The organism is Hymenobacter gelipurpurascens (assembly GCF_900187375.1).
GTDB classification, from domain to species: domain Bacteria; phylum Bacteroidota; class Bacteroidia; order Cytophagales; family Hymenobacteraceae; genus Hymenobacter; species Hymenobacter gelipurpurascens.
The window spans coordinates 2,526,256-2,547,324 of sequence record NZ_FYEW01000001.1 but is presented as its reverse complement, the minus strand read 5'-3'; the positions used below and the strand labels follow the sequence as shown (position 1 = coordinate 2,547,324).

At 57.7% G+C, this 21,069-nt stretch carries 14 protein-coding genes; 3 read left to right on the top strand and 11 right to left on the bottom strand.

The window, feature by feature from the left end:
- Positions 1–81: 81 nt before the first annotated feature.
- A complete protein-coding gene (locus tag CFT68_RS10770) occupies positions 82–489 on the top strand; it encodes a DUF779 domain-containing protein (RefSeq protein WP_088843419.1) in 408 nt (135 codons plus the stop codon).
- Positions 490–569: 80 nt separating this feature from the next.
- On the opposite strand, the gene CFT68_RS10765 is transcribed toward CFT68_RS10770, so the two are convergent.
- Both CFT68_RS10765 and CFT68_RS10760 read right to left on the bottom strand, forming a co-directional pair.
- A complete protein-coding gene (locus CFT68_RS10765; protein WP_088843760.1) occupies positions 570–1,037 on the bottom strand; it encodes a YybH family protein in 468 nt (155 codons plus the stop codon).
- A gap of 104 nt (positions 1,038–1,141) precedes the next feature.
- On the bottom strand, positions 1,142–1,675 hold the full coding sequence (locus CFT68_RS10760; protein ID WP_088843418.1) for a glycine zipper 2TM domain-containing protein: 534 nt from the start codon (positions 1,673–1,675) through the stop codon (positions 1,142–1,144).
- A 194-nt stretch (positions 1,676–1,869) separates the two neighbouring features.
- Between CFT68_RS10760 and CFT68_RS10755 the strand changes: the two genes are divergently transcribed.
- Positions 1,870–2,166, top strand: coding sequence for a hypothetical protein (locus CFT68_RS10755; RefSeq protein ID WP_088843417.1), 297 nt, complete (start codon positions 1,870–1,872; stop codon positions 2,164–2,166).
- Positions 2,167–2,183: 17 nt separating this feature from the next.
- Here the strand turns inward: CFT68_RS10755 and CFT68_RS10750 are convergent, their stop codons facing one another.
- The 6 genes from CFT68_RS10750 to CFT68_RS10725 all read right to left on the bottom strand — a co-directional run bounded on the left by CFT68_RS10750 (position 2,184) and on the right by CFT68_RS10725 (position 17,635).
- A complete protein-coding gene (locus CFT68_RS10750) occupies positions 2,184–3,104 on the bottom strand; it encodes an alpha/beta hydrolase (protein ID WP_088843416.1) in 921 nt (306 codons plus the stop codon).
- Between the two features lie 169 nt (positions 3,105–3,273).
- The gene (locus CFT68_RS10745; RefSeq protein WP_088843415.1) at positions 3,274–6,501 is read right to left on the bottom strand and encodes an efflux RND transporter permease subunit; all 3,228 of its coding nucleotides are present in this window, start codon (positions 6,499–6,501) and stop codon (positions 3,274–3,276) included.
- A 184-nt stretch (positions 6,502–6,685) separates the two neighbouring features.
- On the bottom strand, positions 6,686–7,846 hold the full coding sequence (locus CFT68_RS10740) for an efflux RND transporter periplasmic adaptor subunit (protein WP_088843759.1): 1,161 nt from the start codon (positions 7,844–7,846) through the stop codon (positions 6,686–6,688).
- A 24-nt stretch (positions 7,847–7,870) separates the two neighbouring features.
- Positions 7,871–9,223 (bottom strand): TolC family protein, encoded by a 1,353-nt coding sequence (locus CFT68_RS10735; RefSeq protein WP_088843414.1) that lies wholly within the window; start codon positions 9,221–9,223, stop codon positions 7,871–7,873.
- Between the two features lie 320 nt (positions 9,224–9,543).
- Positions 9,544–11,964 carry a penicillin-binding protein 1C gene (gene pbpC / locus CFT68_RS10730; protein WP_088843413.1) on the bottom strand — a complete coding sequence of 807 codons (2,421 nt, stop codon included), beginning with the start codon at positions 11,962–11,964 and terminating at the stop codon, positions 9,544–9,546.
- A gap of 97 nt (positions 11,965–12,061) precedes the next feature.
- Complete coding sequence (locus CFT68_RS10725) at positions 12,062–17,635, bottom strand: alpha-2-macroglobulin family protein (protein WP_088843412.1); 5,574 nt, start codon at positions 17,633–17,635, stop codon at positions 12,062–12,064.
- Between the two features lie 116 nt (positions 17,636–17,751).
- Here CFT68_RS10725 and CFT68_RS10720 point away from each other — a divergent pair, with 116 nt between their 5' ends.
- Positions 17,752–18,078 (top strand): DUF6678 family protein, encoded by a 327-nt coding sequence (locus CFT68_RS10720; protein WP_088843411.1) that lies wholly within the window; start codon positions 17,752–17,754, stop codon positions 18,076–18,078.
- Between the two features lie 7 nt (positions 18,079–18,085).
- Here the strand turns inward: CFT68_RS10720 and CFT68_RS10715 are convergent, their stop codons facing one another.
- The 3 genes from CFT68_RS10715 to CFT68_RS10705 all read right to left on the bottom strand — a co-directional run bounded on the left by CFT68_RS10715 (position 18,086) and on the right by CFT68_RS10705 (position 20,973).
- Positions 18,086–18,400: a hypothetical protein gene (locus CFT68_RS10715; RefSeq protein ID WP_141106516.1), complete on the bottom strand. Its 315-nt coding sequence runs from the start codon at positions 18,398–18,400 to the stop codon at positions 18,086–18,088.
- A gap of 85 nt (positions 18,401–18,485) precedes the next feature.
- Positions 18,486–19,523, bottom strand: coding sequence for a putative sugar O-methyltransferase (locus tag CFT68_RS10710; protein WP_170934764.1), 1,038 nt, complete (start codon positions 19,521–19,523; stop codon positions 18,486–18,488).
- A 205-nt stretch (positions 19,524–19,728) separates the two neighbouring features.
- The gene (locus CFT68_RS10705; RefSeq protein WP_088843408.1) at positions 19,729–20,973 is read right to left on the bottom strand and encodes a glutamate-5-semialdehyde dehydrogenase; all 1,245 of its coding nucleotides are present in this window, start codon (positions 20,971–20,973) and stop codon (positions 19,729–19,731) included.
- Between the last annotated feature and the right edge of the window lie 96 nt (positions 20,974–21,069).

The window sequence follows — 21,069 nt, the reverse complement described above, 5'->3', positions numbered from 1 at the left end:
ATAACTTTGATTATATCTGGGGTAGAGATGCTTCGCGAGGCGCGGCATGACGTTCTACTATTTTCAGAAACTTGCCTGCATATGTCCTCCAAGCCCACTCCACGTGTCCTGATAACGCCTGCTGCCGAAGCCACCATTGATGTGCTCCGGGAAGAGCATGGCCCCCTGATGTTTCACCAAAGCGGCGGCTGCTGCGATGGCTCTTCGCCCATGTGCTTTACCAAAGGTGAATTTCGAATTGGAGGCAACGATGTGTGGCTAGGCCAGATTCATGGCTGCGACTTCTTCATGAGCACCAGTCAGTTTGAGTACTGGCAACACACCCAGCTCACCGTAGATGTAACTAAGGGCCGGGGCGCCAGCTTCTCGCTGGAAATACCATTGGGCGTGCGGTTCCTGATTCGGTCCAGGCTGTTCACGGAGGAAGAATCACGGAATATGGCGCCGGTATTGGAAGGCGAAGAATATCTGGCCGGACAAACGCAGTAGGCCACTACAAACCCGAATGGGCATGAAAAAGCCTCGTCTGCTAGCAGACGAGGCTTTTTCTGGAATAGGGAGAATGTATATTAGTTGCGAACCTTTACGGGTAGGCCTTCCAGCTGCACATAGCTCAGCTTCCAGCTGTTGTTCTTTTGCTTTTTCCAGAGCAGCACAAAGTTGCCTTCGCCTTCGCCGTGGGGCTGGCCGGGCGTTTCGGGCAGAACGTCCGTAGAGAACGTGCCGGCCTCGTAGGCGATGTTGTCGCCAGCACCCGTGCTTGTGGTGTAGGTTTTCAAGTCGGAAATAGTGCCCATGGTAGCGCGTACCCACTTGTCAGCCACCTCCGATTTGCCATTGAAGCGCGACTCGCCCTGGGCGTACTGCACGTCGTCGGCCAGCAGCGTATCGAGCGCGGCTGTATTTTTGGCGTTCCAGGCCCCAATGAATTGCTGGTTGAGCGTTTGCACATTCACGGCCGTAGCCGCATCAGTTTTGGGGCTTGAGCAGGAGGCCAGCAAGGCGCCTCCCATCAGGAGGCCAAGAAAGGATTTCATGGAAACAAGGTTTTGGTAGAGAGAAGAACGAAGAAACGAAATGCGAAGTAACACAAAGCCCAGGTACAATGACCTGGGCTTTGTGTTAGAAGCAAAAAAGCAGATTACCAGCTCTTGCGACGTACTTCCGAAGAAGGATAAGCAGCATCGCGCTGACCGTACTGCTGGTTAGGCAAATAAGCCGAGCTCATGGCGAAGTTACCGGCAGGAGCACCTGCACCGGCAAAGCTGTTCATCATGGCAGGAGCAGCGGCAGGGGCGGCAGCGGCAGCTGCCAGAGCCGAGTTGTTTGCGTTGGCGCGGCTCTTAGCTTCACCACGGGCAATGCCCTGGCGGTAAGCAGCGGCGCGGTTAGCTTCGGCCCGACGAGCAGCAGCTACGCGGGCAGCTTCGGCCCGGCGCTTGTTGTCGGCGTTCCGACCGATGGCGTAGCCTAGGCCACCCCCGGCAACACCACCCACGGCACCACCTACTACGCGGTTTTTCTTGTTGATAAGTGCACCGGCTGCAGCACCGCCTAGGCCACCAATAACGGCACCTTTGGCACTGGAGCTAATTTTATTTTGCGCTTGGGCGAAACCACTGAAAACAGTGGAGAACAGAATCACAAAGGCGAAAATCAAGCTGACCTTTTTCATGACTAAAATTTTAGGGTTCAGAGTGCTTGTATTTAACTAGGTGAGTAGGCTTTTGCAAGCACCATGCCAATACGCACCAGATGGGAGCTAGGTTTAGCCCGACAATTATCCGGCTCTACAACAATGATGGAGAGTTATTTTACGCAAAAACACTCTCCATCACTTCTCAACTGAATTTTTGCGTAAGTCTGTCCATGAAAAAACTCTTGCTGATGCATGTGGCAGAGAGCGTGCCCCTAACTGGCCTAGGCGTACTGTTGCTACCATCTATTCCGCTGCCTGCGCTGGCCGGCTATGCCCTGCATACTGGCCTAGCCCTTACGCTGCGCTTCCCCAACGGGCAGGAGGAGCCCGCAATTGCCAGCGTGGAAGAAGTATCGCGCCCGGAAGTGGCCGACATGCGCGCCTTGCTACTCACCCAGGAAGGCGCAGGACCTGTGCCGCCCGGTACGGAAGTGTGGTGGACTGGGGAGGAGCCTGGGTGGGAATAGTGCCGCTAGGTCACTGCTTACTTCGCTAGCCAGCCGGCGGCATCCAGCCAGTTCTGCAGGCGGTCGGTCCAGTTGTCTTTGGTGGTGGCATTGTTCATCCCGAAGCCGTGGCCGCCTTTCGGGTACAAATGCATTTCAACGGGCACTTTATGTTTGAGGCAGGCTTCGTAGAATACTAAGCTGTTCTGTACCGGCACCGTGGCATCATCCTGGGCATGCACCAGGAAGGTGGGAGGGGTTTGCCCCGATACCTGTAGTTCGTTGGAATACTGGCGCGTTTGCTCTACCGTGGGTTTCTCGCCAATGAGGTTGTTGCGTGAGCCCGCGTGCATGAGGCTATCTGAAAAGCTGATGACCGGATACAGCAGCATCAGAAAATCGGGCCGAACGGAGGTCTGGTCTTTTGTGTCGCCGACTGGCCTAGCGAAGTGTGTACCGGCTGTAGAGGCCAGGTGCCCGCCCGCCGAAAAACCCATGAGGCCTACCCGGGCCTGGTTGATGCCAAACTCCTTGGCCCGCTGCCGCACCAGCCGGATGGCCTGCTGGGCATCGAGTAGCGGCGCAATGGATTTATCTGTTTGGCTTTGCGCATTGGGCAAGCGGTATTTCAGCACGAAGGCTGTAATGCCCATTTCGTTGAAGCGCTTGGCTACATCGTAGCCTTCATGGTCTACAGCGAGGCGCGCGTAGCCCCCACCCGGGCAAATGATAACGGCCGTGCCATTGGCCTTGTCTGGTGCCGCGCGGTATACCGTGAGTGTGGGCTGTACCACGTTGGATATGCGGATTTTGCCCTTTTCGTTGACTATTGTTTCCTGCACTTTGCTGGGCTTGGAATCCGGAACGAGGCCAGCGTACAATGGAATCACAGAGGGAGTTTGAGCCAGAGCAGTTGTCACGATAGTAAGACAGAAGAGGAAGGAGAGGAGTTTGCGCATAATGGGTAGGTAGTAGGAATAGAGTAGGACGGCATAAGGTAAAAAAGAACGTCATGCTGAGCGGAGCCGAAACATCACTACCGCTGGCTAAATCATTTGATTAGTCATGGTAGAGATGCTTCGGCTCCGTTCAGCATGACGTCTGACTTAAGCTGAAGTCATCGACCTATTACGCCGGGCTGGGAGTGGGGTGCTGGCCTTCGTCGGTGGGCTTATCGGGGGCGGGGCCACCGTGCTCTTCATCAGGCTTGTAGTTAGCTTCCAGCTCCGCCAGTTTCTCCTTGCCGTAGGCAAAGCGCGTGATAAGCACGTAGAGCACCGGCACGATGAAGATGGCCAGGATGGTAGCCGAGAGCATGCCGCCCAGTACCGTCCAGCCGATGGTCTGGCGGCTTTGGGCGCCGGCGCCGGAGGCAAACACCAGCGGCAGCACGCCCAGAATAAAGGCCAACGACGTCATAATGATAGGGCGCAGGCGCAGGCGCACGGCCTCCAGTGTAGCATCTACCAGCGGCATGCCTTTATCCACCCGTTCTTTGGCGAATTCGATAATCAGAATGGCGTTTTTGGCCGACAAACCAATCAGCGTAATCAGACCAATCTGGGCGTAGATGTTGTTGGTGAGCTTGGGCAGGAACGTAAGCGCCAGAATGGCCCCAAACGCGCCCAGCGGCACAGCCAGCAGCACCGAGAACGGCACCGACCAGCTTTCGTACAACGCGGCCAAAAACAGGAACACGAAGGCCAGAGACAAGGCAAAGATGTACACCGTTTGTCCGCCAGCCAGCAGCTCTTCTCTAGTCAGGCCCGAAAACTCAAACCCGTAACCAGCCGGCAACGACTGCGCCGCCGTTTCCTGCAGCGCCTTAATGGCGTCGCCGGAGCTGTAGCCGGGCGCCGCGTTGCCGTTGATTTCAGCGGAGCGGAAAAGGTTGTAGTGCGAAATCAGCGGGGCGCTTTCGGAGCGTTTGTAGCTCGTGAGCGTGCTCAGGGGAACCATGCCGCCCGAAGAGTTGCGCACGTAGTACTGGCCTAGGTTGCTGATATCAGCGCGGTACATGGAGTCGGCCTGCGTCACGACGCGGAAGTTGCGGCCGTACACCGTAAAGTCGTTCACGTAGGAGGAGCCCAGGTAGGTGCGGAGCGCCGTGCCAATGTCGGCAATAGATACGCCCAGCTTCTTGGCTTTCTCACGATCAATAGTGAGCTGGTAACCTGGTGTGTTGGCGGTGAAGAACGAGAATGGCGCCGCAATTTCAGGCCGCTTGCGCAGGGCGCCGAGGAAGTTCTGGAGCTGGGCATCAAAGTTCTTGATATCGCCGCCCGCTTCGCGCTCTTGCAGTACAAACGAGAAACCGCCCGTGTTGCCGAGGCCCGGAATAGCCGGCGGCGAAATCACGACAATATTAGCTTCCCGCAGGCGGCTCAGGCGTTTCTGCACCGTTGCAATCAGGCCCTGCAGCTGCTCTTCCTTGCTTTTGCGGTCTTCCCAAGGCTGCAGCTGGCAGAATACGGTACCGCTGTTCGACTTAGACGAGAAGTTTACGGCATTCAGACCTCCTAGGCCAGCATAATGCTTGATGCCTTTCACCTGGCTCAGCTCCTTCATGACCTCCTTCAGGGTGCTCACGGTGCGCTCCGTAGAGGAAGCTTCGGGCAAGTTGAAGGTCACAATGAGGCGGCCTTCATCTTCGGTCGGAATAAAGCCGGAGGCCTTATTCTTGAACAGTAGGCCAGTACCGGCCACAATGCAGACCAGAATAATCACGACCAGGCGTGAGTGCTTGATGCCGCTCTGTACGCCGTTGCCGTACTTGCCCGTCACCTTGTCAAACCAGGTGTTGAACTTGTAGAACAGCTTGTCTAGGCCAGTGGAGTTCTCGTCGCGTTTGTGGGGCTTGAGCAGCAGCACGCACAAAGCCGGCGTAAGCGAAAGTGCCACGAAGGCCGAGATGATTACCGAAATGGCAATGGTGATAGCGAACTGCTGATATAAGCGGCCAGTGATGCCGGGAATAAAGCCCACTGGCACGAATACCGCCGCCAGAATCAGGGCAATGGCAATAACCGGGGCCGAGATTTCGCGCATGGCCTGCAGCGTGGCTTCCATGGGGCTCAGGCCCCGCTCGTTCATGTTATGTTCCACGGCCTCTACCACCACAATGGCGTCATCGACCACAATACCAATGGCCAGCACGAAGCCGAACATAGTGAGGGTGTTGATGGTGAAGCCCAGCGGGATAAACAGTATAAACGTGCCGACGATGGATACCGGAATAGCCAGCACCGGAATGAGTGTGGAGCGCCAGCTTTGCAGGAACAGGAACACCACAATAATTACCAGCACTAAGGCTTCTACCAGCGTGTGCAGCACTTCTTCAATCGAAACCTTTACCACCGTAGCCGACTCAAACGGCACCACGTAGTCCAGATCGACGGGAAACCGCTTTTTGAGCTGATCCATGGTGGCCAGCACGTTTTCGTAGGTTTCGAGGGCGTTGGCGCCGGGGGCCTGATACACCAGTAGATAAGCGGCGCGCTTGCCATCCACGAAGGAGTTGCTGGAGTAGTTGAACTTGCCTAGCTCTAGGCGAGCCACATCCTTGAGGTACACTACGGAGCCATCCTCAGGGCGCGTCCGGACGATGATATTGCCGAACTCCTCGGTATCCACCAAACGGCCCTTCACGAACACGATGTACTCAAATGTCTGGCCGGTTTGCGCGGGCGGGGCACCAATGGAGCCTGCCGCAATCTGGGCGTTTTGCTCCTGAATGGCAGCCGTTACTTCTTGGGCCGTAACGCCCAGCTGCGCCAGCTTATCGGGGTTCAGCCACACGCGCATCGAGAAGTCATCGGCCCGGCTCACGATGTCGCCGACACCTTTGGTGCGGAGCAAAGCGTCCTTTACAAATACGTTGGCGTAGTTATCGAGGAAGGTAGTGTTGTGCGAGCCTTTGGGCGCATACATAGCCACCAGCATCAGAATGCTAGGGTTACGTTTGCGCACCACTAGGCCTAAGCGCTGCACTTCCTGCGGCAGTGTAGGTTGAGCAATGCCTACGCGGTTCTGCACATCCAGGGCGGCAATATTGATGTCGGTGCCGACTTCAAAGTTTACCGTCATGCTCATCTGCCCATTGCTGGTGCTGTTGCTTTGCAGATAAGTCATGCCAGGCGTGCCATTTACCTGCACTTCCACGGGGGTAGCCACTGTTTGCTCTACCGTCTGGGCATCGGCGCCGGTGTAGGTGCCGCTTACCGATACGGTAGGCGGCGTAATCTCTGGATACTGGCCTACGGGCAAGTTCAAGATGGCCAGCACCCCCACCAGCACAATCACCAGGGAGGTGACAATGGCCGTGACGGGGCGCCGTATAAAGGTTTCTGCAATCATGTCGTTGTATTTACCTGATGCGCTACTTAGCTAGCTCCCCTCCTTAGATGAGGAGGGGCTGGGGGTGGTTGAAGTGGCCTAGAACGATTTTTAGGACTAGTGCTAGTTGATGTTCAACGATTGGTCAACCACCCCCAACCCCTCCTCATCTGAGGAGGGGAGTTAGCTGCTGGCTCTAAATTTTTTACTTGGCTCCGGCAGCTGCGGGGGCACTGCCGCCGGCTTGCGCCTGGGCGGGCGTGCCCACCTGAATCTGACCGCCGTCGCGGAGGCGCTGGAGGCCTTCGGTTACCACCTTGTCGCCTTCCTTAATGCCGTTCATTACCACAATCTGGTCGCGCAGGCGCGGGCCGAGCTCCACTTTGCGCTGATAGGCTTTGCTGCTGTCGCCGGCGATAAACACGAAGTTTTCACCCATCTGCTCCACCACAGCTTTGTAAGGCACCACAATGCGGCGGCCCGACTGGCGGTTCAGCACGCTCAGCACGGTGCTCATGCCGTCTTTCAGCTTGCGGTCGGGGTTAGTGAACTGCACCCGAATCTGGACGGTGCCGGTTCCTTGATTTACACCGCGGTCAATAGCCAGAATTTTGCCGGGCTGAGTGTAACGCGAGCCATCCGGTAGCTCCAGGCGAAACGTAGAGTCGTCTTTGCCGCCGGCCTGGCGCTGCAAATCGGCAAAGCGGCTGAGGTCAGATTCCGTAATCACGAAGTCAACCCCCATGGGGTCTTCGCCGCTGATGGTGTTGAGGAGCGTAGAGCCTGGGCTCACCTGCGACCCTAGGCGCACCTGCGAAATGCCAATGCGGCCCGTGAAGGGGGCTTTTATCAGGGAATAGTCGAGGTCGGTGCGGGCGGCGGCTACATTGGCCTGGGCTACCGCTACCTGAGCCTGGGCCGTGGCGTAGGCCGTGGAGGCATTATCGACAATCTGCTTGGCAATGGCATCCTGCTGGGCTAGGCGCTGGTACCGGTCGAGGTTTACCTTGGCATTCTGCACGGTGGCCCGGGTGCTGGCTAGGCCTGCCAGTGCCTGCTGGTAGGCCGCCTGGTATTTGCGGCGGTCGATTTCGTAGAGCGTTTTGCCCTTCTGTACTACTTCGCCCTCCTTGAAAAATATCTGGGTGATGAAGCCGGCCACCTGACTGCGCAGCTCTACATTATTAATGGCCACCACGGTAGCCGGATACTCATCGTAATACACGGCATCAGTAGCTTTAGCAGCTACCAGGGTCACGGGCGTCGCCGGCGGCGGACCGGCGGCTTTTTCGTCTTCTTTTTTGCCGCAGCTCGCAAAGGCCAGCAGGCTGGCAGCGTACGACAGCGCAATAAGAGTCTTGTTCATATACATTCGGGAAGCAGCGAAAGGCTAGTAGGAGGTAGGCAGGTTGCCTTGGGCGCGCAGCAAATCCACTTTGCTGCTCAGCACCTGAAACAGGGCGCTGTAATAATTAAGCTGGGCCGTGCGCAGCGTAGTTTGGGCCACAATCACGTCGAGGTACGTCTTGATGCCCTCGCGGTACTGCAGGTTTACCACCGAGTACACCTCCCTGGACAAATCGAGGTTGCGCTGGCCTATCATGTAGTCGGCGTAGTAGCTTTTGTAGCTGGCCATGGCCTGCTCAAACTCGGTGTTGATGCGGTTGCGGGTCAGGAGAATATCTTGGTCGATGCGCTGGTCGGTGAGCCGTTCGCGGCGCAGGTTCTGGAGGCGCCGGCCGCCCGTAAACAGCGGCAGGCTCAGCTGCAAACCAGCATAAGAGCTCGGGAAGCGCTGGCTGTACAGGTCGCCGAAATTGTTGTTCTGGAAAACGGAGTTGTAGTTGCCGAAAGCCGAAAGCGAGGGCAGGAACCCCCAGCGGTAATAACTGATCTGGGCGGCCTGCAGCGCTTTCTGGGTTTGCAGCTGCTGCACCTCAATGCGGTTGGCAGGGTCGAGGGCTACGGTGGTGTCCAGCACGGCATCGCGCATGAGGCGCACGGTGTCGTATTGCAGGGCCAGCGGTTGGGTGCCGGCTATACCCATCAGCTCCTTCAAATACGCCGATTTCGCCTTTACTGCCTCGAAGGCCTGCTTGCGGGCCACTATCGAGTTGTTGAGCAGAATCTCAGCCTGCTTGTAGTCAGTTTTATCCACGATACCGGCATCGTAGCGGGCTTTGGCATCTTTCAGGCTGCGCTGTAGTCGCACAATGTCTTCGCTGAGCACATCGAGCTGGCGCTGAGAAAGCAACACATCATAAAACGCCTTGCTCACGTCCGATACCACATCAATGCGCACACTGGCCGTGTTCTGCTGGAAGAACTGGCGGGAAGGCCGCGCGCTCCGGGTAGCCAGCTGCACATCGTTGTTATAGATGGTCTGGGTGGCGGCCAGGCCAATGGTAGAAGTGTTTTTGAGGCCAATCTGACGGGGCACGTTCACGCCATCGGCATTCGGAAATACCGTGTAGGGCAGCTGGAAGTAGTGCTGACCGGTGGCGTTGAGGCCCAGTTGGGGCAGCCAGCCAGCCTTCCCGATGCGAATGTCGGCGTCGTTGGTTTCCTCATCAATGCGGGCCTGGCGCAGCACCGGCTGGTTTTGCAGCGCGTATTGCAGGCACTGCTCCAGCGTGAGTTGGTTGGCAGGCGTTGGTGGGGCCGTAGGTTGTGCCTGTACCCAGGCCGGAGCAAGCAATATGAGGCCTAGCAGAAGCCGAAGCGCCTGTTGTATGTGTTTCATAGGAAAAGAATAGCAGCTACGCCAATTCGTAGCTAAGCTGTGCGGGCTGGGTGACCCAATAGGGGCAGATAGAGCGGCTGCTCCGATGGACACACGAGCGCCTAATGGGGCTGCATGTTCAGCGGAGCGGGCAATAGCGTCTGGGGCCAGTGCTTACCGGCAGCGGACGCTAAAAGTATCCCGGTGCCGGAATACAGAGTGTGTAAACCAGCTACTAGCAGATTTGTTAGCGTGCCGGTAGAAATAAGTCTATTTGAGACGTGCGAAGTCGGGGAAAAGTTGTCGTGAACAGCGACTTATAAGCACAACCATACGCCGCTCTATTCCAGCTCCGTCACGGTCACCAGCACATCGGTGTTGCGGCCATGGTCGTCGGCGCAGGAAATCTTCAGGGTGCCGGGAGTCGGGCGAACGAAAACCCGCTCCGTAACCGCCGCTGTTCGCAAAAATTGGTCGTTCACGTACCAGCTCACCTGGCGCACCTCGTTGTCGGTGGTGCAGCTGAGCAGGAGCTGCTGCTTTTCGTGGCGGTTGAGCACGTACTCCGTATTGGCGCTTGGGGAAGTGATGCTGGGCGCCCGCTCTAGGCCACCTCGTACCAGCTGGCACTGTGGGTTATGCACCGGCAGCCGCCGATACGGAATGCCCTGCGCTTCCTTGTAGGCCACTACCTCAGGCAGGAGGTTCGGGTAAAGCTCCCGCCGATACCCGGCCGCCGGCGCGCAGGCCCGGCAATACGTGAAAGCGCCATCCGCCGATACCAGCACTTCCCGCACATGCTGGCACCGCTGCCCCGACGAGATACCAGGTAGAAAATAGTCGATAACCTGATTCGGGCAGTTCTCGCTGGGCACCAGGCCACTCTCTGCGCACACCAGCCGGAAATCCAGCGCTGCCGGTGGCACATACCAGTCGTTGGGCGAGTTGTAGGCCAGGGCATTGAACAGGTCGAAGAGTAGGGGCGTGGCTACCTCGGAACCCGTGAGAGCCGGGCTGCCCTGCCCACTGAAGTTGCCCACCCAGACGCCAATGGTGTACTGCTTATTGTACCCAATGCTCCAAGCGTCGCGGCGGCCGTAGCTGGTGCCGGTTTTCCAGGCAATTTTGGGCAGACGCATGCTGCTGGCGGCGCCAAGTGGCAAGTCGGGCCTGGTAAGCTGGGCGAGGATATCGGTGGTGAGGAAAGCGGCGGAAGGCGAGATAAGGGCGGTTCCGGGCGCCTCACCCCCCCGGCCCTCCTCTCCGGAAAAGGAGAGGGGGGAGCCTGACGATTCTGTGCTGCCATTGTTATCAGGCTCCCCCTCTCCCCTTGGAGAGGGGGCCGGGGAGTGAGGCGAATCGTGAGGTGCCGTCAGCTGCAACTTCTCATACCGCCCTCCGTCAGCCAGCGTCACATATAGGTTCGTGAGCTCTTCCAGGCTCGCCCCGCAGCCTCCCAGAATGCTGCTGAGGCCTAGCCTCGTGCGGTTGCGCGTGACATTCTGGAAGCCGGCTTGGCGCAGCTTATCCGTGAAGGTGGGCACGCCGAGCTGGTTTAGCACGCGCACGGCCGGAATATTGAGCGAATAGGCGAGGGCACGCTCCAGTGTCACCTCACCGTTGCAGTGCTTGTCGAAGTTCTCGGGACGGTAGCCCTGGAAGTTGGTGGGCACATCAGGCAATAGAAACTTGGGCGTTACTAGGCCTCTGTCCATCGCCAAGGCATACAGAAACGGCTTGAGCGTGCTGCCCGGTGAGCGAACCGCAACCACACCATCGTTCTGGCCCTGGTTTCCGAAGTCCCGAAAATCAGCGGAGCCCACATAGGCCTCTACCTGCCGCGTGCGGTTATTTACTACCAGCACGGCGGCCTGCGTAATGCCCAGCTCGTAGAGGCGGCGCACGTAGTTGCGCGTCAGGTCTTCGGCCTTGCTTTGCTTGCTGCGCTCTAGGCCACTCCGGATTATAGCCTGATGCGGAAACTGCCGCACTAGTCGCCGCGACAGATGCGGGGCCAACGCCGGCGCTGCGTGGCGTTGCACGTCCAGGGGCTCCAGCAGGGCATCCTCCACATCCTGCTTCGGAAACAGCCCCGCCGCACCAAAGCGCCGGAGCCAACGGTTGCGCTCCTGCAGCACAGCCGCGTTGTTCTTGCCCAGCACCAGTCCCCTAGGCCTATTCGGGATGATAGCCAGCGTGACGGTCTGGGCTAGAGACAGGTAATCGGGCGTTTGCTGAAAGTAGAGCAGCGCCGCCGACTTCACGCCTTCCACATTGCCGCCGTAGGGCACAAGATTGAGGTACAGCTGCAGAATCTCGACTTTGCTGTAGTGCAGCTCAAACTGCGTGGCGCGCAGTATCTCCAGCAGCTTATTGCCAAACGTGCGCTCCTTCGGCTCTAGTAGCCGGGCTACTTGCATGGTGATGGTACTGGCCCCGGTAGTGCGCCCAGTGCCAAACGCGTTGCGCCCCGCCGCCTGCACCAGCGCCACCGGGTTCACGCCCAAGTGCCACCGAAACCATCGGTCTTCCTTCTCTAGTATGGCCTTGCGCAGCACCGGCGTAATCTCGCGCAGCTCCGTCTTCATCCGCCACTTCTGAGTGGGGTTGAGGTTGGCGTGCAGCACCGAGCCATCGGCGGCCAGCACAATGGGCGAATATTGGGGCGCGGGAGGTAACGGAAACGCCAGGTCTAGGCCGAGCAGAAGCAGCACGGAGAGGCCTAGGCCTAGCAGAATCCGCATGCCGGTGCGCCGTTTCATATTAGCAAGGTAAATCACTTCTACTCCTCTGCACAAAGCAAATCTTACCGTCATCCTAAGCACCGCTCAGGATGACGGTAACTTTCAACAAGTAATTTTATCGTACCCGCACCACGCCGGCCCCATTGTAGCTGTGGTACTCGGCGTTGTACATGGCATCGGCACTGACGGGGCCGAGCTTGAAGGTGCCTTTGCTTACGGCGCGGCAGAGATAGTAGAACGACTTCGGCTGGGTAGTAACGGTGGTGAAGAGGTTGATCCGGTCGTCGCGCACATCCATATAATCGGGTTGGGCTGCGTCCTTGGCCCAGGTCAGGTCCCGGACGGCCCCGATGCGTGGGTTCTCAATTTCCAGGCCGGCGGGCAGCAGGTCCGTAATGGCTACGTTCTTCACCTCGCCTGCTGTTTCCGCCGACTGGATGGTGATACGCACCACTACTAGGTCGTTTTGCTTGAAGGAGGTAGAGCCCACCAGGTTGCCGTTGCGGTCCAGAAACTGGCGACGAACTTGCAGGTAGGCGTCTTCCTCGCGCACCTGGCCGGTGGGCGAAATACCCTCGGTTTCCCAGAAGTAGTAGAGGTTGCCTTTACCGCTGGTGCGCAGGGCCAGTTGGCGGTTGGCCACGTTGCTTACCGTGAGGTCTTTGCCCGAGAAGTTACCGATAGTTTTGCCATCGGCCAACAGGCTAGCTACTACGGTGCTACCGGCGTTTTTCTTCGCCAGCTTGCCCAGGGCCAGCAGCGCAAATGCCCGTTCCTGGGTGTTAAGCCAGCCGGCCTGTTTCACCTGGCGACTGAGCTGACGGGCTAGCGTGTTTACCTGTGGGTTGGCTGGGTCGGCGGCGAGTAGGGCGTTGAGCACCAGGGCCTCGTCGCGGATGGGGGAGGAGAAAGCCCCATCGAGCTGACGGCCGGCGATGCTGGGCGAGGCGCCGAAGCGGGTGGGCACGGTGCTCTGGTAGCCGCGCTGGTTGCCGCTCAGGGCGAAGGCTGCCGCCAGCAAGTAGCGCGAATCCTCGGCCAGTTGGGGACGGTTGGCTTTGTAATAGTTGAGGCCTACGGCATCGGGGCGGCCGGCCAGGGCTAGTACGTAGAGGGAGTAGGCCACTTCCTTCTTGGCCAGCGTAACGGGCTGAATCACGCCGCCGGTCTGGATGATGTTGTAGGTATCGGTTTCACGCTTGCGCACGCGGGCTTGCAGATAGCGCAGCACCCTATCGAGGACATTCTTGTTCACATCAAAGCCGGCTTGCTGGGCTTCCAGCAGGAAGTGAGCGGCGTAGATGGTGGCCCACCAGTTGTCGTAGTCGCCGCCGGGCCAGTAGCTGAGGGAGCCGTTGTACATCTGCTGGGCTTCCACCTTCCGGATGGCTTCCTGCACGTGGTAGTTGGGGTTGAACAGGCCAGCCTTGCCGGTTTTGCCGGTTTTCTGGCCTAGCGTGGCGGCCAAATCACCATAGTACAGCTGTGGGAAAGCCGCCGACACGGTTTGCTCCAGGCAGCCGTAGGGGTATTGCAGCAGGTAGCGCAGGTCCTTGGCAAACTCCGTCATTGGGGAGCGGCTCACCACCAGCTGGCTCCGCAGCGACGAAGGCAGGAAGTCGGTTTTCAGGTTCAGCTGCTTGGCCGCGCCGCCCGCCACCACGCCCGCTCCCGTGCGCTTCTGCAGCGGCGAAGCTGGGCGGATGGGTAGTTCGATGGTTTCAGTGAAGATATCTGAAGCGCCACCTTTAGCCGACATCTTCAGGTCATGAGCACGAACCTTGATTACAGAATTACCAACTGATTTGGCTACCAGATGAAATAGTACCCGCCTTTCAGCATTAGGGCGTAGTCTGATGAAATAGCTTCTTGTACCCTTCGGATTTAGATATTCATGTTCATGACCTGGTAGTTCATCAATTTCATCTCCGCTTTTTGAAAATACTTCTGCTTGATTAATGGAGCCAGAAATTAGCAGTGCTTGTACATCTATGGCTTTCCCCGTCGTATTCGTCAGCGTGACGGGCACGTCAATCGTGTCGCCAGGGCTGAGGAAGCGGGGGAGGGCGGTGCTGATGACTACCGGGTCGGCAACGCGCATGGTGTGCTCGGCGGAACCGAAGGCGTCGTTTTTGTAGGCCACTGCCATGATGCGCACGGCCCCACTGAACTGGGGCACTTGCAGCTTGTAGCGAGCCTTTCCGCTGGCGTCGGCGGTGAGCACGCCGCTCCATTTGGCCAGCAGCTTCACGCGGCGGTTGGGCACGGGCGTGGTGCGGCGCGAGAGGTCGTAGCCGTCGCCGCCGGTGCTGCTGGTCCCTAGTTCGGGCAGCAGGAAAGGGTATACGTCGTAGGCCTGTACTTCCAGGGCGCGCTTCTGATAGAAGTAGCCGTAGGGGTCGGGCTTGCGGTAATCCTTCATCTGCAGAATGCCCTCGTCTACCATAGCCAGCGTTACCTGGGCGCCGGGGGCGGTGGTTACCTCAATGGTCTGGGCGGTCTGGGAGCGGCTTTGCGCGGGGGCTTTAATAGCTACTTGCAGCTTGGCACCGGGCTTTTCTACCGTCAGCGGCACAAAGCCCCGGGCCACCGTGAGAGGTAGGCGGTTGTCCTTGATTTCGCGGATGGCGGTGGCCGTCACGTACACGTTGGGCACGTGGCCGGTACGAATGGGAATGCTCACGCGGGCCGATTTCTCGTCGGTGTTCACGTAGAAGTGGTCGAGCACCCGGTCTCGCTCCACCGTCACAAGCACGCGGCCAGGGAAGGGCGTTTTCAGCAGGAGGTTGGCGGTTTCGCCGGGCTCGTACTTGGGCTTGTCGGCCTCAATGGTCACCTCGCCCTCGTTGTTCACCTCGAAGGAATTGCTCTGGGTGTCGCCGTAGCCGTAGGCATACACGCGCTGAGCCACGTAGGTCACGGCCCCTGGCCTAGAAACCCGGATTTCGTACTCACCGGAATAGGTGGGCGTGAAGCCCAGACCGGCATCAGAGCCGCCGCTGGCTACCGTCACGTTGCGGCTCAGCACCACCTGCTCACGCTTCTGCGAGTTGTAGATGTAGCGGCCGCCCTGGCGCTCAATTACCGTTTCCCAGAGCAGGCGCACCACGCGCACCGTGGCCTGGGCCGAAGTAGGCCTGCCGGCCGGCGTGAGGGCCACCAGCCGTACCGGCAGGGCCTGGCGGGTTTGCACCAGCTCATCCATGTTTTTCACCCCAAACAGCACCGGCTGGGTTTGCACCTCGAAGGTAGCTAGGCGGTTTACGGGGCGGCCAGTTTCATCAAATACCGTCGTGAAGGCCGCGCCTTCCAGGATGCCTAGGTCAGAATAATCGGGCACCTCGTAGGTGGCGGTGCCGCGGCCGGCGGCATCGGTGGTGCCTTCGCGGGTGGTCTTCTCGAAACGGTCGGAAATAGGCGTAGAAACCTGGTCGCCGTAGGTGCCGCGCTGTTTGTCGCCGCTATTGATGGCGAAGGTGTAATCGGCGTAGTTTTTTGGGGTGAAGGGCTTTTCCTTGAGCGAAAATTCTACCTCGAACTTGCGGTCGGCGGCCGGTGGGCCAAACAGGTTCTGGGCTGTAATCTGCGCCTCCACCGTCTGGCCGGGCTTCACGACTGGCCTAGAGGCTTTCACGGTCACCTTCATGCGGTCCGGAATAAATTCTTCCACCGAGAGCTTGCGCGAAGTCAGCAGCACGTCGTTGCCGGTCAGCACTTCCAGGGTGTAAAGGCCAGTCATCACGGCCGGAGGCAGCAGGAAGCGCGCCTCGAAGGAGCCAGCCGCGTTCAGTGTTTTTTGCAGACTCGCGTACTCCTTGCCGGTGGGCAGCAGCAGCCTGATCTTCACTGGCAGACCCTTGGGCGGCGCCTGCCAGTCCTCGGTCCGGATAACGGTGTTGGTCTGGATGGTGTCGCCGGGGCGGTACAGGTCCCGGTCGCCGTAGAGGAAGGCCTGGTAGCGGGCGGTGTTGCTCTGTAGGCCACCCACCTCGAAGCGGGAAGTTTCTACGCGGCTGCGGCTTAGGTCGAGGAAGGTGAAATCGTTGCCCTGCTGGGCCATCACCATGCCCAGCCGGAAGCGGCCATTCTGGGCGGTGCTGTCGAATTTCGCTACCCCCTCGCGGTTGGTAAGGCCGGTGCCCATCACCTGGTTGTTGGTGCTGATAAAGCGCATTTCCACGCCGCTTAGCGCCTTGGCGTTACGGATAGAGTTGGCAAACACCAGCGTGCTGCCGGCCTTACCCTGCTTCACAATCAGCCCGATATCCGACACGGCCACCAGCTTGCTCACCTGCAGCCACTGGCGCTCGGTATCCTGCACCTTGATGATATAGAGGCCTTTCAGCCCGCCCGCAAACTCAAGGTCCTTCAGGTTCAAATTCAGCAGCCGCAGCCCCTGCGCCTTCGGCAAGCCCGACACGGTGTAGGTGCGCTCCGTGAGCACGTTGCCCAACGTCTCTACGTCGTAGTACTGGTAGGAGTGGTCCACGTAGCCGCCTTCCTCACTTTCCTCTTCCTCACCCGATTCTTCGCCGTCGTAGCCGTATTGGATGCCGCCGCGCAACAGCTGCTGAATGTTGTTGGCATAGACCTTGGCAATTGTCACTTTCACCTGCCCTACCTCGTTGATGCGCACGCCCAGGTTGCGGGAGCCCAGCGCATCGAGGTACATGGCCTTCTCGGCGCTGGCAAAGCTGATGGTCGGCCGCTCGTCGGAGAAGCTTACTGTCTGAGTAAAATCTTCACCCAAATGCCCGCCTAGGCTACCTCGCAGCCCTTGGCGCAAGCTCACCCGGTAGCTCTTGCCCACCTCGAAGCCACCCTTGAGCCGGAAGCCACTTTCCAGTTCCTCCACCTCGTAGGCCACCTGCGGCGAAACCGACAGCGCATTGCGTAAGTCACCGGTTGTTACCGGCTGGTTGGTCAGGATAGTGATTATTGGGTCAGCGGATTGTAGCGTGCCCGTGATGGAGCGCACTTCCAGCGCCTCTGGGGCGGGTACCTGTACCTGCTTTTCGTACTCGGAAGTGGAGGCCTGGTCGCTGCCCTGGGCGCGCAGACCCTGGCCAAGCGCTACCGTGAGCGGGCTTCCGGGCCGCACCTGCTGGTTGAGGCTCACGCGCACGACCTGGCCCGGCTCCCCGCTTACCTCAAAGGCTACGGGCTGCCCGTCCTGCGTCACGCGCAGCAAGGGCTTCACGTCGGCAGGCTTTACACTATAATTGAAAGGCAGCTCCACCCGCATTTCGGCGGTACCTGCCGCCCGCTCCGAGCGGCCCCAGAATGCCTGCGGCTCCTGCAGTTGCAGGTAGGGCGTATGGAATTTATGGCGGTTCTCGGGCAGCTCCACGTTGCGCTTACCTTCCGGCAGCGCCTCTTTGCGCAGGGTAGCGGTAAAGGCGGTGCTAGGCCGGAAGGGCGTGCTAGGCGAGAATATCAGCTCTCTATCGGAAGTCCACTTGAACTTGCCGCGCATAGCCGGCTCGAACCTCACTACCTGCACCGTATCCCAGCGGTCCTGCTGGTCCTTGCTCGCCACTGCATCAGCAAACTGAAACACCAAGTTTTGGTACGGGTCAATTTCCTCGCCGTTAGGGTCCTGGCTGGCATCGGAGCCCGACTTAGAGCAGGCGCATAGCAATGCCAGCAGCACCAGCAGCGGCAGGCGAGAAACGAAACGGAATAGCATGGATAGTGAGGAGCTTAGATAGACGCCGGAAGGTATAGAAAAACGGCGTTTTTGCTATGTTATGTATAGGTTCGAGGGAGAGAATAATTACAAGTAACGATTGAAGTAGTAGCCAGATGGATAAGCTAATAGCAATACAATATTTAATAAAAAGAACATGCTGTAAGGTCAGGCTTAAAGTCTATCACGAAGACCTAGCAACTGAATGGCGCGGTGGTTTTGGCTTACCTGTTAAAGGCTACATTGAAGTAGTTGGCCCCGAACGAATAGAAGATGTAGAATGGATAGAACTCGACCCTATTGTGGTAACCCACATAGGCAGACTGATGCCACCTGAAGTGACGGTAATTACAGATGAGATTGTTCAGACGTTATATAAAGAAGTAATTAACTATAAAATAGTAAGAGGTATAGTCAGAATATATGGTCAGCAGCTGCAGTAGGTAGATTTTAAAATTCTGGATTAAATAATTTCTGCCCTTTTAAAGGTTTTAATTCAGAAAATAGGATTAAAGAACTGTTCTGAAAAAAAGCTATGACTTGCTCGAAGCTTTCGAAATCTAGCTCTTCATCACGTTCAAATACTTCACCCGCCATTTGGGTTTCTTCAATTTCACAAATTGATACTTTGTAGATGCCTCGCCATTTTTGAACGGCTGCAGCTACATAATAAGAATGCTGGCCTTTAAGCAAAAACTGGGATTTGCCAATCTGTTTGCCTGCCTCAACCCAAGCTTGAGCTTTCTCCAATTTATACTTATTCACACGATTCATAAGTAGTTTGTAGCTACTATACCCCCACCTTTGTCTACTCGCTATTGAACTCCGTCAATGTGTACAACTGGAGTCATTAAGCCTTATTACTCCACACGGCCTGGAAATAGCCGCCGGTTTTGGCCATTCGTCGGTTGGCTTCGTAGGCATCTCCCTCGTGTACTAGGGCATGGGAGCTGCTCAGCATGGCATTGTAATCCTCGAAACGGATGGGCTGCTGCACTCCTTTCGACTCGGTGCTTTCTTTGCCCTTGCGAGCTTGGAGCAGGTAAACCCAAGCTGCTTCCTCTTGGATGTAGCTCAGGTAGTTCTCTACGATGTGTGGCTCCATCTCCCCGAAGCTGGCCGCATTCCAGAATACATCAAACGCAAACCCTTTGAGCAGTGGCATTTGCCAGTTGCCTAAGAAGTTGATTTTGCCCTTTTTGATGTTTGATAAATCGGTGATGTGTAGGGTGTTTTCTGAGCTTTCGATGGCATCGGGGCCGAATACACCCGTCAGGTATTTTTCGCACAAATACAGTTGGGCCGGTAAGTCGAAGCAGAGAATAGTGAGGTTTGGGTAAGCCTTTTTTAGAATTTCTGTTTGATAGCCGGAGCCCGAACCGAGTTCTACTATTACTTCGTCGCCTTGTAGCTTAATGTATTGCTGGGCGTAGCAATAGCGGATATAATAGTTCAGAAAATTCATCGTGTATTTCTTGTTCTGGAACAGAAATACGTCTTGTGGATTGCCAAACTCGCTGGCCTCTAGCTCCGTAATTGGCTGCGCGCCGGCTAGTATTCCTTCGAGCATGCAGTGTTTAACGGCCATTTCCCTGATGTCATTCAGGGTTAGGGAATAGGGGAGAGAGGCGCGGTTGTCGATAAATAATTTTCGGATAAGCTTTCGGGCGCTTTTTACATAGGAAGGCATGTTTGGGTGATAATGATATACCAGATCATTAAACCCAAAAGTGGAAAACAACGGATATTTTCCACTGCGCAATTCCTGGATGTCGGCCGTTTTTACTTCCTCAATAATGCGCTGCTCGTAAGCGCGCCAATAGCGCGAAACGTGAAAGATTTCGGGGGCTTGCTGGTAAGCGGCGTAGAGTTTATCGAGATGATTCACGAGGAAAGGAATGGAATCTGAGTCAGCGTTGAGAAGCTGAAGCTGCTACAGGATAAGTTAGAGCTTCAGGGCCGGCAAATGTAGCCAATTGCGCAGCCACTGGATGCTCGCGTGACCCCACCCCCAGCCCCTCCCCTCCGGGAGAGGGGTGCGTTCTGGAACAGCTTGCGTCTGACACCCATCTCCCGGAGGGGAGGGGCTGGGGTCACCGCACCTGCCCGGTGCCTCGTACCAGCCACTTGTAGCTGGTTAGCTCTTCCAGGCCCATGGGGCCGCGGGCGTGGAGTTTCTGGGTGCTGATGCCGATTTCGGCGCCGAGGCCGAACTGGGCGCCGTCGGTGAAGGCGGTGGAGGCGTTGGCGTACACGGCAGCGGCATCTACCTCATTTAGGAACTGCTCGATGTGGGCGGCGTCTTCCGAGATGATGACTTCGCTGTGCTTGGAGCCGTGGGCGGCAATGTGGCCTAGGGCTTCGGCTAGGCCAGTTACGGTTTTCACGGCCATCTTCAGGGAGAGAAATTCGGTGCCGAAATGCTCTGGGGTGGCGGGTTGCAGCAGCTCCGAGGGGTAAGTGCCATGTAGCGCCGCGTAGGCCTGCTGATCGGCGTAGAGCAGTACTCCCGACTGGCCTAGCGGAGCCAGCAGCGCGGGCAAATCCGCCAGCCGGGCCACGTGCACCAGCAGGCAGTCCAGGGCATTGCAAACGCTGACTCGGCGGGTTTTGGCGTTGGCAATGATGGCCTGGCCTTTCTCCAGGTCGCCGGTTTCGTCGAAGTAGGTGTGCACGATGCCGGCACCGGTTTCAATGACGGGGACTTTCGCGTTTTGGCGCACATAATCAATCAGCTGCTGGCTGCCGCGCGGAATCAATACATCTACGTAGCCGATGGCCTGCAGCAGTGCTTCCGTGGCTTGGCGGTCGGGGGGGAGCAGCGTTACGCTGTTTGCATCGAGGTTGTAGTGGCCTAGCACGCGCTGAATAACGGTGCTGATGGCCTGGTTGGAGTGCGCGGCATCGGAGCCGCCTTTGAGCAGGCAGGCGTTGCCGGTTTTCAGACACAGCGCCGCCACATCGAAGGTCACGTTGGGGCGAGTCTCGTAGATGACGCCCAACACACCCAGCGGCACGCGCACTTTGGAGAGGTGAAGGCCGTTGGGCAAGGTCTGTTGCTGCAGCACCTGGCCTAGCGGCGAGGGCAGCGCAGCCACATTGCGGATATCATCGGCAATGCTTTCAATGCGGGCAGCGCTGAGTTTGAGTCGGTCGTACTTGGGGTCCTCCGGCGCCATCTGAGCCAGATCCTTTTCATTTTCTGCCAGCAGGAAGGGTGTGGAGGCTACTGCCTCGGTAGCCAAATCCAACAGAAGAGCCCGGATAGTTTCGGCCGGAACCTGGCCTAGCGCCCGGCTGGCTTGTTGGGTGGCTCGGAAAGTATCTTGAAGGTGCATAGCGTTTTAAGCGTGTAAGATTTCTTAACAGCTTCTACCGCCCGTCATGCTGAGCGCAGTCGAAGCATCTCGCTCGTTAGTAATTAGTTACTGCTA